Source organism: Thiothrix fructosivorans (assembly GCF_017349355.1).
In the GTDB taxonomy this organism is placed as follows: domain Bacteria; phylum Pseudomonadota; class Gammaproteobacteria; order Thiotrichales; family Thiotrichaceae; genus Thiothrix; species Thiothrix fructosivorans.
The window spans coordinates 279,655-293,671 of record NZ_JAFMPM010000005.1; the positions used below are offsets into that span (position 1 = coordinate 279,655).

A 14,017-nucleotide genomic window follows, 5' to 3' on the forward strand; every position below is an offset into this window, starting at 1 on the left:
ATTGTTTACCTCAAAACCAGTAAGCGAGAAGGAGAACTGAGAACGTAAAGGCAATTGCTCTTACGCCGTGCTGTGATTGCGCCGCGATAGTTGCCGCTAGACACAAAGTCAGCCCCATCATGGTGTAAGCCGCGTTATTCATCGCTGGCATCATCCCTGCATAGTGCAGGCCGAATACCGACGGGATTAGCAGGAAGAATGCCCACCACAACCACGCCACGAAGGCAGAGAACCACGGTATCAGGGCATGGATAACGCGCCAGTCGATACCGTTGTCGGTGGTGCGGATAGCGCCCGCGTTGCGAATCGCTGCCAGTTCCGCATTCTGTGAGGCGGTCAAGAGTGGGTTGCTCATGCTTCGCCCCTCCCGACACGTAACAAGTGAGTTAATGCCAGATGTCCCAAAAAGGCATATTCGCGCCGCTCTTCGTCGGTCGGTGCGCATACTTCAAGGATATTCAGGGCATTTTCTAGGTGATTCCATTGGTATTCAGAATCATCCTTTAATGCGGCTTTCCAGTTGCGGGTTAGCCACTTTTGAGCGTTGGAGTTCATGACGATGTGCTGCTGGTTCATGCTGCCACCTCATATCTACAATTATTTTCCAGAACTCCAAGGGGCGAATTTTCAGCGATTGCCAGAAATTCAAAGCGGTCAACATCATCACTCTCTGATTCTTCAACACGTCGAACGACTTCCCATGTATGGGTGTGCGTGATGACTTCGATAGAATCAGGTGCGTATTCCAGACCGATTACGCGGCTTGTGATTTCGCCGTAAAGGTTGGGCTTAGGGTTGTCTATCCTGATTGTGGAAAGTGGCTGTAATGCCTTTTGTGATTGGATTGTGAGGAATGCCAGATAGTCGGAATGGTCAGCAGCAACACGCGCTAGTTCTACAATGCCGTCTTGACCGTCTTTGATGCGCCGTAGTTCGCGCCAGATGCCCACTTGACCGAATCCACGGGAGAATTGAAACGCACGGATAACGTGTGTTGTTCGCCATGCGTGAACCCGTGCTGAGGATTCAGCCGCATCAAGCCCACTTTCAAAGTCTTCGGTAACAGATGCGCCGTCGATGTTCTTTGAAATGTATTTTGCAATGTAAGACGCTGCCCGTCCTTTTTTCGGGTCAATTCGCACGATGTCAACACGGTATTTCTTTGCGCCCGCTTCGTCTGCATCTTCACGCAACCATTTTGACCATAGCAGTTTGGTGAATGCTGGCACGCTGGATTCAGCAACAAAGGCGATGCAATGCCAATGTGTAGCACCATCATGGTGAGGCTCAGTAACGCGCATAAAATCGCACTGAATCGCCTTGTGTTTGAGTGCAGCGCGTAACCTTGCCCAACTCACTGATAGCCATTCATGCCCCAAACGCGGGGTATTGATGCGGTTTTCAATGGTGGCGGATTTGCCCCGACCACGCCGCCATTCAATCACCTCTTGATACTTCGGATTCTGGACAATTTGACCGCCGATCGTGTGCTTAACGCCCATTGAATCGGTTTTGATGTAACCCGCTTTACGGGTGAATTGATGGAACTTTGATGGTGCAGTCAGGGTAAGGAATAGGGCGATTTTGCCTTGTGCTGCAAAGAACTTTTCGCCATCGCTGATGCGTAACATCATTTCGTTGCGACGGTTGTTAGGGTTGGATATGCCAGCATCAACGGCTTGCATCATGGGCATGACTTCGCCGGTATCCACGTCAATTAGATCGCAGGATTCTAGCCATTCACGATTACGCTCTTGACGCATCAAAGCGCGGCTCAGTGAGTGATTGCTGATATAAACTTGCTTTCCAGCATTCACAAAGCCTAAGCGGATAGCCTGCAATTCCTGTTGTTGCGCCTGTTGATTGCGCAATTTACGCAACCACCATTTTTCAGAACAGAGACGCGCTCTAATGCCTTCGGTAACGGCTTTTTCGCCCGTTGTGCCATCGTGACGGATTGTCTGCTTAGAAACGATTGGCGGGGCGATATTACGGCTTTTCAGGTAGTCGAATGCGCGTTTTAGTGGTGTTCCCTCTGGTGCAAGCTGTTTGCATTTTGACGCTGCCAACATCGCAGAGAAGCGCAAGCCGTCTTCGTCTTTGTCGCTGGCAGGTGAACGGCTGGCAATGGCTTGTTGCTGGTGCAAATAGTTTTCACCATTCGCGGATTCAGCATGATGCTGTTGCCATTCGGCTTCAATATCTTTAACAAAAGCGGGGTTGAAGCTGGAATACGCGGGGTTAGTTTGGGCGACGTGCATCATGATTGCACCTCTAAATCAGCTTTCACCAATTCCCAAAGAACCAGCATGTTGGATATTTCTGTATCCATGCCAGCGATTGCGGTTTTCTTTGTCGTAGGTCTAACGAAGAATTGCCCCAAAATGGCGGCATGGCTTTTCATTCGGGTTGTGATGCTGAAAAGCTCTTGCAGCCTTTGGGCAGGGGTGAGAAGTGAGAATTTGCCCGTGGTTGCCCGACTTGCCGCCGTGTTTGCGTTTTGCATGGCGACATTGTGCAAGTCCATTAAAGCGGGGGCGGGATTACGGGAAATTTCACCGCCGATCATGCCAGCGACATAAGCCCATTCAGTTGGGGTGTCTTCGCGTTGCGCGGTTTTCCATTGTGTGAGAATTGCGTAGGGTAATTGTTCGATGATTTTGGTATGATCTTCCATTACTGGATTCCTTCTAAATTAACGGTTTAGTGGTCAGTAAATGGCTGAAAGGGTGGCTCAATACCCGATTAGCCCTTGAGCGCCTCACCAACACGGTGGGGCGTTTTCGTTTATGCCGTTTGTTTCTGTTCCGATGCCTCCTTTACCTGTTCGAGCATTTTATTTACGACGTAGTTAATACTGCGGTCTTGCACCTTTGCTTGTTCACGCACCCAATCACCAACACCCTCAGTAAATCGAATGGGATACGGCTTTACGTGTTGCTTTTTTTCCATGTTAATAATCCTTATGAAGTCTAAAAAGAGTCTCAATAAGAGTCCATGATAGATAGAGTCTAATATAGAGTCAACTATAGAAACATTGATAGAGTCTTAACAGAGTCACATAATTAGCGCATGAACAAAGAAAAGCAGATCACACCTTACCCGTTACGCCTTGAGTCTGACCTCAGAAAGCGCCTTGAAGAAGTTGCGGCTCAAAACGGTCGGTCTTTGCACGCTGAAATAATTGCGTGTCTATCCGTTGCGTCTGGACACAAAAGCGATGCTGAAAAAGCTGATGAAGAACGTATTCGAGCGATAGCATTAGAAGTTGTTCGAGAAGAGCTTAAGAAGTCCGGTGTAGCGCCAGCACCAGAACACGAAACGGGTTTTTCCATACCCATGCAAAAGCGCCACTACTGAGAAAGTATTTCAGCGTATCGTGAGAGAAGAATTCTCACGTTCAAAAAAACTGACTAGAGATTACGCTGTGTAATCATTTTTCTTGTTGGGATTTTAGGTGGTTGATGATAGGTTCTCCATAGCTGATAAATTTAACGAATCTTGGAGTAGTAGAGCAAATGAGTAATGGGACTGATGAGGCAGAGCTGCTGACAGGGAAAGCACTGCTTCTTGCTGAATTCTATGGGCTTTCGTATCCGGCGCGACTGGTGATGGGCGCATCAATACCATCATATTACGGCGCGTTTATTATTGATGTTCCCGAATCTCTTGCGCAAGTAATCATTAGCAAAGACTTGGTTGGAAGCGATTCTATTGCTGTGATTGAGAGTCGCAGCATCAGCCGGAATGATATTGACGATGATGACTTTGTGGGGATGTTGCGATGGGTTGCCTTGTACATCAGACAATCGACCACAAATACATGGTTCAGAATTACCTTGATGGCAAAATCCGGGATGCTCTTGGAGAAATACCAGAAAAACCTTGATGGCGATGATGACGGCGAATATGAAGAGAGTGACGCGGATAGCGACAACTCTGAATATGAAGCCAAACGGCTTGCAGCCATCGTCGCATCAGCAGCCGGATATGGGGATTTGAGGAACAACGAACAGCGCCATCTGTTTCTTAGGGATATGTGCAAGAATGGCGGATATTGGGAAAATTGGGATGCCTACAGCGGAAGAATACTGACTTACGCGGACTATATTTACGAGCATGGCGTTCTACATCCCCTGTGCAAAAGGCTACAGGAAGAAGGTATGACTATTAGTGCCATTGCCAAGAAAATAGGAAAGTCTAAAGGAAAGGTGGAGAAGGCACTTGCCCTAGTGCCTTCGGATTTTGTTTTTGAGTGCCTGCAATTGGCTTCCGATACGACCAATGATTAATTGATTAACCCGCGTCAAGGTATTACTTATCTCTTGTATTTTTTCGCATTCTAGCTGTGTTACACCAGTCAGAATCTCCCACGATCCGATCAATATCAAAAGATGCTTTTTCATGTGAAATTTTTTATGGATGGTGTGTGATTATTGATGTGTGCTAAATTTCCCCAACACAACAACTCAAGGAATCTCCATGAAGCACGCCTTACTAATCTCCCTATCCCTACTTTCCGCCCCAGCATTCGCCGCTGATCCCATCCAAGAGGCATTTGACGGGCATATCCAGCTACTCATGGATGCGGGCAACAAGCGCGATACGCTGCTGGCACAAGAGCGTTTTGCACAATTCCGAAGCCTGTTCTGTGGCACGATGAAGAACCCGCAAGAGGCTGAATACTGCAAGTCGGGCATGAATGAAGGTGTGGGTACACTGATTAAGCAGATGTCAGAAATGATGGATTCACCGCCGGAAGATGAAGCCGCGCAGGAACAGCCTTGGCAGAATGCGGGGGCGCTGGCGGATGAAGGGGAGTTAGCCGGGGATGGATTGCTATCAGCTTCCAGTACTTGCGCCGATCAAGCCGTTATTGATGAAGCCTTACGGGTTGGTAATGCCAACATCAAGCCAGAACGCGCCAACGGTTTGAAGATCACCCGCATGGAAAAGCCTGAATCTATCCCGGATATGGTGCAGGAGGGGGTTAAGTATTGCCGTATGACTGCCGTATTCAACAATGGTATGACTGACGGGGCATTAGTGGGTATCGCTACACCGAAGGGCGCGAAGACTCAGATTGTGGTTTTGCCGAATGATGGCGGTTATTAAGTCAAGAATGCGCCCCCTCCAATTGTGAGCTTTGCCCACATTTGCAGCGTGAACGCACCAGAACCGCCCACAAGCCCACGAATGCCGAAACCTCCATTTCAAATGCGGGAAAAAGGGTGTTTTCCTAGCCGCGCATCTTCACCGCTGGGGTACTTCAATCGGCATTGCATCTGCACAAAAACGCGCTCCGAAATCGTTCCGTTTTATACCGGTGAAAACCTCTAGTTTTCTCTAGTAGCTGGGATGCGGTTTTATCGGCAAATAATGCAACTTTCACCATTAAAAACAATTGCTTATTAGTGGTAAATCGGGTGGCAAATCGGCGGTAGGTTTTCCGGTAGGTTTGGGGTCAAATTAGCGGTAAAACTCGCGGTAGATTTGCCGGTAGGTTTGACTTGACTTTTCTTAACACCTAAAACGGCAAATAATGACAATTTAACCATTAAAAACAATAGCTTATTAGTGGAAAATCGGCGGAAGGTTTTCACCAAATAAGTGAAGTTTTATGAAGTGGTTAGACTAACGTTTTTACCTTGCGTTTTCTTACGGTCATTTACCAGCCAAAACGGTAATTGTCAGGCTGCATCACAATAATGCCTTCGGCGATGTTCGCCACATGGCAGAGGGGCAGGCGGCGAATAGCCTTTGCCCCTCATGCCGAGCTTATTTTTTAATCTGCCGTATTGATCTTCTACAGCCGCGCCCGTTGGTTGCGGGGAACTATCGTGGCAACAAGGGTACGCTACGCCAAATCCTCACCCGTTCAGACTCCCGCCGCTTCGCTCTGGTCGCTTAGCTGCGGCTTCCGGTTTGCCCTTGACGGGTTTAAGTGTTTTTACTCATACGGTCACGCACCTGTCACAGTGACAAGATGCGGATGTCCCACGGGACAGAAGCGGGACAGCCACGGGACATTTGCATTGCACTTGCATTGCACTTGCATTGCACTTGCATTGCACTTGCATAAAAGCCACGGGTTTTCCGCTGCTTTACCACGGGTTTATTGAACAGTACCGAAAACGGAACAGTACCGTTTTTCCGTGCCACTGGGATTCCCTAATGCTTCCCAGTGGGATTCCTACCGGAAGTCATCCAGAAACAGAACTTGTGGTGATTTCTGTTCAGTGTTCGCAAGAAATTCAGCATCAACAGTTACGCTCAGGTTGCGCTCTAGTTGCTTACTCAGGCGTAACAGTGTTTTTTCCACGCCTTCCATAAAAGCTTCTCCGGTTGCCTGAATCCAAGCGTCTTTCAACTCTGTCGGTAGGCTTTTCGGTGGTTCGATCATTGGTTTTCACCTCGTTAAGTTTTGGCGCAATTACGGTTTCACCCTTTCAATAACTGCTTAAACACTGGGATTCTATAGCTGCACCATTGGTAATTATATGTACCCCTGTTTTTTTAGCAGAGGCACATACGCTGCATAGGATGGAATCAATCACTTAGCTATTTTCTGCCCTTGTTTTTTTAGCAGAGAAACCAGTGATTAGCCTACTGAAACCCTCCTCTGCTCAAAATTCATGGGCAACACTGCCCCTGTTTTTTTAGTCGAGGATTTTTTTTGCTTCGTCGGCAATGGGCAGAGATTCGCGCCCTGTTCCCATTTCATCCAATCATTGCGCGGCTCGTGGTTGTTGACTGCCAGCATGGTTAATTCCCATTCACGCGCTTTACGTTCCATCCAGTTTTCATGATTCTTCAAGCGGATAAAGCCATGCGTTGCCAATTCCTCAAATGCTTTTATGGCTGTTGGTTCTGAGACATTGATACGCACCATTGCATCACGGGTTGAGATGGACAAACGCCCATTTCTGCTAGGTCTATGGATTCGCAAGAACTCAATTAGCAAAGCCCGTGCTGGTGGCTTTAAATCCAGATATGCCGCGCTATCCAGCAAGGAATCATGCAAGCGGATGTGATGCTCTTTGGATGCTTGTTTAGCTGCCATGTGCCGCCTTCGTGAGTTTTGACACCTCACGTTTTGGGACGTAACGACCACCAAAAACCCAACGACCGCCGGTTTTGTCTACATCGGCAATAACACGCGCATCCTCTGCGGGTCGAGCCTTGATGATAGCAATTACTGATTCAGGGCTTTTTGCAATGCGGTTAAATGCCCATTGCAGGCAGGCATTAAGCCCGCCCGACATAATTAACCCGCTAGTTTTGTCTTGTGCAAAATAACTAACCATTGGTTACTCCCAGCGATTTACGCACGCGGTCATAATCATCAGGTAGCAGATAATATGCACCATGCCTTATCTTTTTGCCGTCGCGATTAATTGCGGGTATCCACTCCATTGCAATATTTAAGCCACGGTCACGTAACCGACTGACATACTCCGGTGTATTGGTTGTCCCAATAATCCCATCTAATATTTTGCGGCTTGTTTGACCTCGCAAAAGTTGCGACAACAGGCGATGCTCGTATGGGCAAGCAATACGGATTTTGGTATTATCGGTTTGTGCATTAACTGGAGTCGACTCTGTAGCGGGGTCGGCTTTTTTATTGTCCATTATTAGCCCTCCTTGGCGGTCAAATTGTCCGACCATGCGTATAGATCGCTCCACAGCCAGCCGACACGCCCACTACCCAAACTCACGCGCTTAGGAAATCGCCCCTCACGCTCCCACTTAATCAGCGTGGTGCGACTGGTTACGCCAGCGTGTGCTAGTGTCTGATTGATATTTGCCACGCCCGTTTTTTTGGGCGGTTGCCCGTTGACGGTGTAATGATAGATAACTGCCTGATTGTCCATAACTAATCCTGTGTGATTGACTATGGACGTAGTGTTACAGGTCTTATAGGCTAGTTGTACGCGGATAATTTATCTTACGATTTTTCCGCGATTTTACATTCTAACTCATTGATTTTTTTCATGCGATACCATGCCTTAATGCTTTCACGAATCAATATTGCTGCATCCTTAAGCAGATATTCTCGTATGGGATTATTTTCATCAAAATGGTAGCAAATCCACATTCTCTTAAAAAGAAGATCAAAGAAGTAATCAAATAAGCTATTTTTACTAAATGGATGCAGCGTACACAAAACTGCATTCTCCTCACATTTACAAGTAGAATATTGCAATTCTTTAAAACCCTCCGAAGATGCCCAATTAAAAAACGAATAGAAGTCTCCTATCTCCTTTCGTATGAATATACGATTGCTATCATTGCTTTCTAATTCTAATAAATTAGATATGATTTCCCCCCACTCTCTTCTTTCAAAAGAATTGCATATTTCCAAATACTCCTCAATTCTACGCCTTCCTATTTGACCTGAGCCAAGATTAGTATTGTGCTCAATAAAATTCTTGCTAAAATCTTTTAGCTTGAACTTCTTTTGAAGTTTATGAAATGGACAATATGTACGAATATAAAGATATAAAACGTCATATGCCTTTTCTTTTTTTATTGGTTGTCGCCCCCGCTTTCTAGGTGGCTTTTTTTCTTTGATGGTAAAAAGCTCACTAAACTGCTCTATGGATATTTCACCTTTACTCAAAGCAGTTAAAGCATCATCTTTATTCATACTGACAATTTGAGACACAACACACCTTCACCGCGCAACCCTCAAAGAAGAATCCAGCATCAGGCGGTTGAAGGTCGCCGCTTTTCGCCCCGTCGAGCTAGATGCTGGAAGAAACGATTATGCCGCCGCCGCTTCTGCTTGTGTGCTGAAACGTGACTGCAAAACTTTAATCAGTTCATCCAGCAATTGCGCACGGATAAGCAGGTTTGCCGCTTGTGCAGCCGGAAATAGATCATAAAAAACGCTTTGCCCCGCTGGGGTAGTGTGTTCAAGTACCATGCTTAAATCAAATCCTTGCGTTGCTTCAAAAATGCCACGGTACGGGGTAACTGTTGGCGTAATAGCGTATCCAAAAACTCTTCAACTGTTCGAGGTGGATTTTTCAGGCTTAGCCGTTGCTGCCTTGCCACCAGCAACACGGTTTCAGGCGACAGGTCTATCAGATGACTAATAAATTCATCAGGGTGTTGCGCCCAAATGTCGAACGGCTTTAGATGTGACTGAGGGAAGTCTTTCAGGTTGAACGTCACAATAACTTCAGCTTGCCCTTTAATCGCAGCAGCCAATACATGCCTATCGTTCGTATCTGGCAATTCTAGCCCCGCTATAAGTGGCTCATAATTCGTTACCAGTGAATCCATAACTGCTTCATTCATCTTGTTAGCAGTCGCCCCCAGCCGTTCACGGGTCAGCTTTGGATTGTTCTTTAGGGCATTGCGTATCCATTCTTCGTGAATTTGGTGTGTCCATTTCGCTTGAAAAACATCCATTCGCGCCAGCCTCACCAGCAAGTCACGCAAAGGCGCTGGATAAAGCACACAAGCATCATACAAAACCGTAAAATTATGCCCTGCAATCATCAGTAACCCATATCCAGTTCTTGCGCTTCTGCCGTCAGTTCATCCAGCAAAACCATGCTTTCCCGATCACGTTTTTGCTTGTATTCCATCAAATCCTTGAACAGCACTTTCCGCCTAACCCCATTTTTGTGAAATGGAATCTCACCGCTTTCTATCAGCTTCACTAAGTAAGGACGTGACACATTCAGGATATTAGCGGCTTCTTGGGTAGTCAGTTCCCGATGTATGGGAATCAGAGAAACCGCATCACCACGCGCCATAGCATCAAGAATTTCAACCAACAGGCGTATAGCCTTGACTGGCACTTGCATTACGTCATTGCCATCATGGAGGCGCAAACAGGCACTTTCCCCTTTACCGATACAAGCCGCTAACAAGCGACTGCTCTCCACTGCTAATGCAGCATCCTCTTGTGTCGGGATTTGGTAACTCATTAAGGCGGTCATATCATTAATTTCCTCACAAACGTATTCCCCTTGAGCTTTCAAGTATAGGCGACTTCGAGAAGAAACGAAATGAACGAAACGCGGGAAAATCTACCCACCAACTACCCGCAACTGCACCACGTTTGCTTGTGGTGAACCTGCAAGGATGTTTTGCAAATACGCATCCCATACCGCGCTAGTGCGCCGTTTTTCGGCAAGGTACGAATAGCGGTCATAGTGTTTGGTGGATACGTCGGTGAGTGCGTGATTTTGAAAGCGGTCTCGATCTTCCTTGCTGATACCCGCCTCGCCCATGAGCGTCTTGACGGTGCGTCGAATATCTTTAGGGACAAACGGATTCATTCCCGTGCGCTTGCAAATGCGATTAATTGCCCGACTAAGGGTGTGATAGCCCATATCCTCGCTGGCATTGCCTTTGATCTTGCCAAACAATGCCCCGCTGGTGCTGGTATCACACAAGCGCTCTTGCAGCAGAGGAATGGCAACTTCCCCAAACGGCACAACGTGAGTGCTTCCATTCTTCGTATCTAGCAAGGTCACGTATTGATTTTGCATATCCACATCATCAGCATGAAGTCCTAATATTTCTTCGACACGTTGACCGCCCAAAGCAAACAATAGCCGTATTGCCACCGCTGTTTTGGGATGCAAGCCGCAATCATCAAGCAAATCCCAAAGGTGTTTCACTTCTTCACCGGATAACGCCCTATCCCGTGCGTGAGTGCGTTTGTCAGGCTTCGGCACATCGCGCACGGGGTTAGTGCTGATACCGAAGCGTAACGCCTCAAAATGCCGTTTAGCGTCGTTATCCCATTCGATACCGAAAGCAAACGCCGCGCTTAGGTATGCCCGTACTTTGTTTGCCATCGTCATTTTTTCGCGCTTGATGATTGCCGCCAATACCGCCCTAATGTCAGTGGGTAAAACGTCTTTGGCTTTGGTGGTGGCTGGAATGGCGGCATAGACGTTGCTGTTTAGGCATTGCTCTACATCGAACCAAGAGCGCTTTCCCTGTAGCTTCATATCGGCAACATAGGCATTGAGTAATTGCTGAATACTGCCCATAGAAGATTCACGCCTAAGCCGTTCGAGTTCGGCACGTCGAGCCGCATTTTCTTGCACTAGCTTTTCATCACGGATTATTTGCGGGTCTCTACCCTCTTCGTGGATGCGCTTTGCATCAGCATACGCGGCATAGGCTTCTTTCAGCGATAAGCCGCCGTTCTTGGCTTGTCCGTCACGATCTACGCCGTAATAGCCACCTAATGTCATGACGCGCTGCTTATTGGCTATCGGCTCACGGTACAAAAAAATGAAAGTGATTTTGCCACCGGATGATACTTGCACCCCAAAGCCCGCCCGCTGCTTGCCTTCAAATTTCCGATAGGGTTTTGCTTGTGGAGTGAGTGAATCGAGCAATTTGATAGTGAATGCCATGTGACTAAACCGCCGTTTTTTGCCTAGTTCACATCATTGTATTTCTTAGTCACGCGCTTAGTCACGCGATTTGCTGGTTAGGATTGATGCGGATTGAGCAAAAATGAACGGTGATTTTTCTCTAAATACTCTGTAACCCGCATTTTTACGTGACTTGGCTTGTTCAGTCCTGTTCAATGTAAGTCATTGATTTAGTCAATTTACATCACTCATAATGATGGGGTCCCTAGTTCGAATCTAGGTGTAGCCACCAAATATAAGAAGCCACGTCATGCAACGTGGCTTTTTTGTCTCCGCAGTTTGCTTTCTTAAAAAATCAATACTCGCACACTTTTTGGGGTGTAATCCCTAATCCATTCGTATTATGATGCGAGTCTTTTCCTTCGCCATTAGCGATTTACGGAGTTTACAGTGGAACTAACAGGTGCTGAGATATTCGTCGAGTGTCTTAAGGAAGAAGGGGTTGATACCATCTTCGGTTATCCTGGTGGGGCTGTCTTGTTTTTGTACGATGAATTGTACAAACAGCATGACAAAATCAACCACATTCTGGTAAGACATGAGCAGGGGGCTGTACACGCAGCCGAAGGCTATGCAAAAGCAACCAACAAGCCAGGGGTGGCGCTGGTGACATCCGGCCCCGGTGCAACCAATGCCGTCACCGGCATTGCGGATGCTTACTTGGACTCTGTGCCGTTGGTGGTCTTTACTGGGCAAGTGCCACGTGCACTGATCGGTAATGATGCGTTTCAAGAGGTTGACATCGTGGGCATTACCCGCCCGTGCGTCAAACACAACTTCTTGGTGACAGATGTCAACGATCTGGCAACGACCATTAAGAAAGCCTTCTATATCGCCAGCACGGGTCGTCCCGGTCCTGTCTTGGTGGATATTCCTAAGGACATTACCACGGCACGTTGTGAGTTCCATTACCCGAAAGAAATCACCATGCGTTCCTACAATCCCACGGTCAAGGGCAATAAGCGCCAAGTACGCCGCGCTCTGGATCTGATGTTGGAAGCGAAAAAACCCGTGCTGTATACCGGTGGTGGTGTGGTGTTGTCGGGTGCAGCGCATCAACTGACTGAACTGGCGCATGAATTGGGCTTTCCGATTACCAATACCCTGATGGGTTTAGGCGGTTTCCCATCAATGGACAAGCAGTTCATTGGTATGTTGGGAATGCACGGTACGTATGAAGCCAACAACGCCATGCACCATGCGGATTTAGTGATTGCGATTGGCGCACGTTTTGATGACCGTGTAACTGGCAATATTGAAAAATTCTGCCCTTACGCCAAAATCATTCACGTTGACATTGACCCTGCATCCATCTCCAAAAACGTCAAAGTGGATGTGCCGATTGTTGGTGATGTTAAAAGCGTCATTATTGACATGCTGGAAGAACTCCGTAGCCGTTCTGAACGCCCCGATGCGGCTGCACTGGCAGCGTGGTGGCAGCAAATCAAGGAATGGCAGGGTGCGGATTGCCTGAAATACAATCAGGATGTGAATGCTGCCATCAAAGCGCAATTCGTTGTCGAAAAATGGTGGGAAGTCACCAATGGCGATGCGTACATTTGTTCTGATGTAGGTCAGCACCAAATGTGGGCAGCGCAATACTACAAATTCAGCAAGCCGAATCGTTGGATCAACTCCGGTGGTTTAGGCACAATGGGCTTTGGTTTGCCAGCAGCAATGGGTGTGCAAATGGCATTCCCTGAAGAAACCGTGGCGTGTATCACGGGTGATGGCAGTATCCAGATGTGTATTCAGGAACTAGCAACGTGCTTACAATATCACCTACCGATTAAGGTAATTTCCTTGAACAACGGCTACCTCGGTATGGTGCGTCAGTGGCAAGAATTCTTCTACCAGAAACGTTACGCCATGTCCTATATGGAAGCCCTGCCTGATTTCGTGAAACTCGCGGAAGCCTACGGGCATGTCGGGATGCGTATCGAAAAGGTGAGCGACGTGGAAGGTGCATTGAAAGAAGCGTTGGCGTTGAAAGACCGTTTAGTGTTCATGGACTTCATCACCGAACGCGAAAACAATGTATTCCCGATGGTGCCTGCTGGTGCAGGTCAAAATGAAATGATTCTGGTATAGGTGACAAAATGCGGCATGTAATTTCCATTTTGATGGAGAATGAAGCGGGCGCGTTGTCGCGTGTTGCCGGATTATTCTCTGCGCGGGGCTACAATATTGAGTCCCTAACGGTTGCCCCGACCGATGATGCAACCCTGTCGCGTTTGACTGTGGTCACACGCGGCAGCGACGAGATTGTGGAACAAATCGTCAAGCAACTGAACAAGCTGATTGACGTGGTGAAGGTCATGGATCTTTCCCAATATTCCCACATGGAACGTGAAATGATGTTCATCAAAGTGGGCGTCGAGAAGAATACTGCTTGTGAAGCGGTCAAACGCTTAGCGGATATTTTCCGTGGCAACATCATTGATGTAAGTGATAAAACGTACACCATTGAGCTGACGGGTGACCGCAGCAAATTGGATGCGTTCGTGAATGCATTGAAAGACTACCGCATTATCGAAGTGGTACGTTCTGGCAGCATGGGCATTGCCCGTGGCGAAGCATCCCTACATATTTAATTGATTCTG

The 14,017-nt window shown here is 47.4% G+C and carries 20 protein-coding genes and 1 tRNA gene; 6 read left to right on the top strand and 15 right to left on the bottom strand.

The annotated features are described in order from the left end of the window. Positions 1 to 10: 10 nt before the first annotated feature. The 5 genes from J1836_RS02410 to J1836_RS02430 all read right to left on the bottom strand — a co-directional run bounded on the left by J1836_RS02410 (position 11) and on the right by J1836_RS02430 (position 2,952). On the bottom strand, positions 11 to 355 hold the full coding sequence (locus tag J1836_RS02410; protein WP_207249292.1) for a hypothetical protein: 345 nt from the start codon (positions 353 to 355) through the stop codon (positions 11 to 13). After that, complete coding sequence (locus tag J1836_RS02415) at positions 352 to 576, bottom strand: hypothetical protein (protein ID WP_207249293.1); 225 nt, start codon at positions 574 to 576, stop codon at positions 352 to 354. The genes J1836_RS02410 and J1836_RS02415 overlap by 4 nt, the downstream gene beginning before the upstream one ends. Next, the gene (locus tag J1836_RS02420) at positions 573 to 2,264 is read right to left on the bottom strand and encodes a replication endonuclease (RefSeq protein WP_207249294.1); all 1,692 of its coding nucleotides are present in this window, start codon (positions 2,262 to 2,264) and stop codon (positions 573 to 575) included. Before J1836_RS02420 ends, J1836_RS02415 begins: the two co-directional genes overlap by 4 nt. Then, positions 2,261 to 2,677: a hypothetical protein gene (locus J1836_RS02425; protein ID WP_207249295.1), complete on the bottom strand. Its 417-nt coding sequence runs from the start codon at positions 2,675 to 2,677 to the stop codon at positions 2,261 to 2,263. The genes J1836_RS02420 and J1836_RS02425 overlap by 4 nt, the downstream gene beginning before the upstream one ends. A gap of 110 nt (positions 2,678 to 2,787) precedes the next feature. Next, a complete protein-coding gene (locus tag J1836_RS02430) occupies positions 2,788 to 2,952 on the bottom strand; it encodes a hypothetical protein (protein WP_207249296.1) in 165 nt (54 codons plus the stop codon). A gap of 120 nt (positions 2,953 to 3,072) precedes the next feature. On the opposite strand from J1836_RS02430, the gene J1836_RS02435 reads away from it, so the two are divergent. The 3 genes from J1836_RS02435 (at position 3,073) to J1836_RS02445 (ending at position 5,115) form a co-directional block, all read left to right on the top strand. Next, a complete protein-coding gene (locus J1836_RS02435) occupies positions 3,073 to 3,360 on the top strand; it encodes an Arc family DNA-binding protein (protein ID WP_207249297.1) in 288 nt (95 codons plus the stop codon). A gap of 158 nt (positions 3,361 to 3,518) precedes the next feature. Then, entirely contained in the window at positions 3,519 to 4,292 is a 774-nt protein-coding gene (locus tag J1836_RS02440; RefSeq protein WP_207249298.1) for a hypothetical protein, read from the top strand. Between the two features lie 190 nt (positions 4,293 to 4,482). Beyond that, a complete protein-coding gene (locus tag J1836_RS02445) occupies positions 4,483 to 5,115 on the top strand; it encodes a hypothetical protein (protein ID WP_207249299.1) in 633 nt (210 codons plus the stop codon). Between the two features lie 1,078 nt (positions 5,116 to 6,193). On the opposite strand, the gene J1836_RS02450 is transcribed toward J1836_RS02445, so the two are convergent. The 10 genes from J1836_RS02450 to J1836_RS02495 all read right to left on the bottom strand — a co-directional run bounded on the left by J1836_RS02450 (position 6,194) and on the right by J1836_RS02495 (position 11,393). Then, positions 6,194 to 6,403: a hypothetical protein gene (locus J1836_RS02450; RefSeq protein ID WP_207249300.1), complete on the bottom strand. Its 210-nt coding sequence runs from the start codon at positions 6,401 to 6,403 to the stop codon at positions 6,194 to 6,196. Positions 6,404 to 6,601: 198 nt separating this feature from the next. Beyond that, complete coding sequence (locus J1836_RS02455) at positions 6,602 to 7,063, bottom strand: hypothetical protein (RefSeq protein ID WP_207249301.1); 462 nt, start codon at positions 7,061 to 7,063, stop codon at positions 6,602 to 6,604. Next, a complete protein-coding gene (locus J1836_RS02460) occupies positions 7,053 to 7,307 on the bottom strand; it encodes a hypothetical protein (RefSeq protein WP_207249302.1) in 255 nt (84 codons plus the stop codon). The genes J1836_RS02455 and J1836_RS02460 overlap by 11 nt, the downstream gene beginning before the upstream one ends. After that, positions 7,300 to 7,632 (bottom strand): hypothetical protein, encoded by a 333-nt coding sequence (locus J1836_RS02465; protein ID WP_207249303.1) that lies wholly within the window; start codon positions 7,630 to 7,632, stop codon positions 7,300 to 7,302. The genes J1836_RS02460 and J1836_RS02465 overlap by 8 nt, the downstream gene beginning before the upstream one ends. A 2-nt stretch (positions 7,633 to 7,634) precedes the next feature. Next, positions 7,635 to 7,874 carry a helix-turn-helix transcriptional regulator gene (locus tag J1836_RS02470; protein ID WP_207249304.1) on the bottom strand — a complete coding sequence of 80 codons (240 nt, stop codon included), beginning with the start codon at positions 7,872 to 7,874 and terminating at the stop codon, positions 7,635 to 7,637. Between the two features lie 74 nt (positions 7,875 to 7,948). Next, the gene (locus J1836_RS02475; protein WP_207249305.1) at positions 7,949 to 8,650 is read right to left on the bottom strand and encodes a hypothetical protein; all 702 of its coding nucleotides are present in this window, start codon (positions 8,648 to 8,650) and stop codon (positions 7,949 to 7,951) included. A 117-nt stretch (positions 8,651 to 8,767) separates the two neighbouring features. Next, positions 8,768 to 8,929 (bottom strand): helix-turn-helix domain-containing protein, encoded by a 162-nt coding sequence (locus J1836_RS02480; protein WP_207249306.1) that lies wholly within the window; start codon positions 8,927 to 8,929, stop codon positions 8,768 to 8,770. Positions 8,930 to 8,931: 2 nt separating this feature from the next. Then, complete coding sequence (locus J1836_RS02485) at positions 8,932 to 9,510, bottom strand: PIN domain-containing protein (RefSeq protein WP_207249307.1); 579 nt, start codon at positions 9,508 to 9,510, stop codon at positions 8,932 to 8,934. After that, positions 9,510 to 9,956: a helix-turn-helix domain-containing protein gene (locus J1836_RS02490; protein ID WP_207249308.1), complete on the bottom strand. Its 447-nt coding sequence runs from the start codon at positions 9,954 to 9,956 to the stop codon at positions 9,510 to 9,512. The genes J1836_RS02485 and J1836_RS02490 overlap by 1 nt, the downstream gene beginning before the upstream one ends. Before the next feature lie 90 nt (positions 9,957 to 10,046). Next, on the bottom strand, positions 10,047 to 11,393 hold the full coding sequence (locus J1836_RS02495; protein ID WP_207249309.1) for a tyrosine-type recombinase/integrase: 1,347 nt from the start codon (positions 11,391 to 11,393) through the stop codon (positions 10,047 to 10,049). A 182-nt stretch (positions 11,394 to 11,575) separates the two neighbouring features. On the opposite strand from J1836_RS02495, the gene J1836_RS02500 reads away from it, so the two are divergent. The 3 genes from J1836_RS02500 to ilvN all read left to right on the top strand — a co-directional run bounded on the left by J1836_RS02500 (position 11,576) and on the right by ilvN (position 14,008). Beyond that, a tRNA-Met gene (locus tag J1836_RS02500) sits at positions 11,576 to 11,646 on the top strand. Positions 11,647 to 11,804: 158 nt separating this feature from the next. Then, a complete protein-coding gene (gene ilvB, locus J1836_RS02505; protein WP_207249310.1) occupies positions 11,805 to 13,505 on the top strand; it encodes a biosynthetic-type acetolactate synthase large subunit in 1,701 nt (566 codons plus the stop codon). 8 nt (positions 13,506 to 13,513) lie between these two features. After that, the gene (ilvN, locus tag J1836_RS02510) at positions 13,514 to 14,008 is read left to right on the top strand and encodes an acetolactate synthase small subunit (RefSeq protein ID WP_207249311.1); all 495 of its coding nucleotides are present in this window, start codon (positions 13,514 to 13,516) and stop codon (positions 14,006 to 14,008) included. Positions 14,009 to 14,017: the final 9 nt, after the last annotated feature.

What these genes read in the sequence shown, in the direction of transcription:
- J1836_RS02410 (WP_207249292.1), bottom strand. Translation starts at nt 355, where the DNA reads ATGAGCAACCCACTCTTGACCGCCTCACAGAATGCGGAACTGGCAGCG.
- J1836_RS02415 (WP_207249293.1), bottom strand. Translation starts at nt 576, where the DNA reads ATGAACCAGCAGCACATCGTCATGAACTCCAACGCTCAAAAGTGGCTA.
- J1836_RS02420 (WP_207249294.1), bottom strand. Translation starts at nt 2,264, where the DNA reads ATGATGCACGTCGCCCAAACTAACCCCGCGTATTCCAGCTTCAACCCC.
- J1836_RS02425 (WP_207249295.1), bottom strand. Translation starts at nt 2,677, where the DNA reads ATGGAAGATCATACCAAAATCATCGAACAATTACCCTACGCAATTCTC.
- J1836_RS02430 (WP_207249296.1), bottom strand. Translation starts at nt 2,952, where the DNA reads ATGGAAAAAAAGCAACACGTAAAGCCGTATCCCATTCGATTTACTGAG.
- J1836_RS02435 (WP_207249297.1), top strand. Translation starts at nt 3,073, where the DNA reads ATGAACAAAGAAAAGCAGATCACACCTTACCCGTTACGCCTTGAGTCT.
- J1836_RS02440 (WP_207249298.1), top strand. Translation starts at nt 3,519, where the DNA reads ATGAGTAATGGGACTGATGAGGCAGAGCTGCTGACAGGGAAAGCACTG.
- J1836_RS02445 (WP_207249299.1), top strand. Translation starts at nt 4,483, where the DNA reads ATGAAGCACGCCTTACTAATCTCCCTATCCCTACTTTCCGCCCCAGCA.
- J1836_RS02450 (WP_207249300.1), bottom strand. Translation starts at nt 6,403, where the DNA reads ATGATCGAACCACCGAAAAGCCTACCGACAGAGTTGAAAGACGCTTGG.
- J1836_RS02455 (WP_207249301.1), bottom strand. Translation starts at nt 7,063, where the DNA reads ATGGCAGCTAAACAAGCATCCAAAGAGCATCACATCCGCTTGCATGAT.
- J1836_RS02460 (WP_207249302.1), bottom strand. Translation starts at nt 7,307, where the DNA reads ATGGTTAGTTATTTTGCACAAGACAAAACTAGCGGGTTAATTATGTCG.
- J1836_RS02465 (WP_207249303.1), bottom strand. Translation starts at nt 7,632, where the DNA reads ATGGACAATAAAAAAGCCGACCCCGCTACAGAGTCGACTCCAGTTAAT.
- J1836_RS02470 (WP_207249304.1), bottom strand. Translation starts at nt 7,874, where the DNA reads ATGGACAATCAGGCAGTTATCTATCATTACACCGTCAACGGGCAACCG.
- J1836_RS02475 (WP_207249305.1), bottom strand. Translation starts at nt 8,650, where the DNA reads ATGAATAAAGATGATGCTTTAACTGCTTTGAGTAAAGGTGAAATATCC.
- J1836_RS02480 (WP_207249306.1), bottom strand. Translation starts at nt 8,929, where the DNA reads ATGGTACTTGAACACACTACCCCAGCGGGGCAAAGCGTTTTTTATGAT.
- J1836_RS02485 (WP_207249307.1), bottom strand. Translation starts at nt 9,510, where the DNA reads ATGATTGCAGGGCATAATTTTACGGTTTTGTATGATGCTTGTGTGCTT.
- J1836_RS02490 (WP_207249308.1), bottom strand. Translation starts at nt 9,956, where the DNA reads ATGACCGCCTTAATGAGTTACCAAATCCCGACACAAGAGGATGCTGCA.
- J1836_RS02495 (WP_207249309.1), bottom strand. Translation starts at nt 11,393, where the DNA reads ATGGCATTCACTATCAAATTGCTCGATTCACTCACTCCACAAGCAAAA.
- ilvN (WP_207249311.1), top strand. Translation starts at nt 13,514, where the DNA reads ATGCGGCATGTAATTTCCATTTTGATGGAGAATGAAGCGGGCGCGTTG.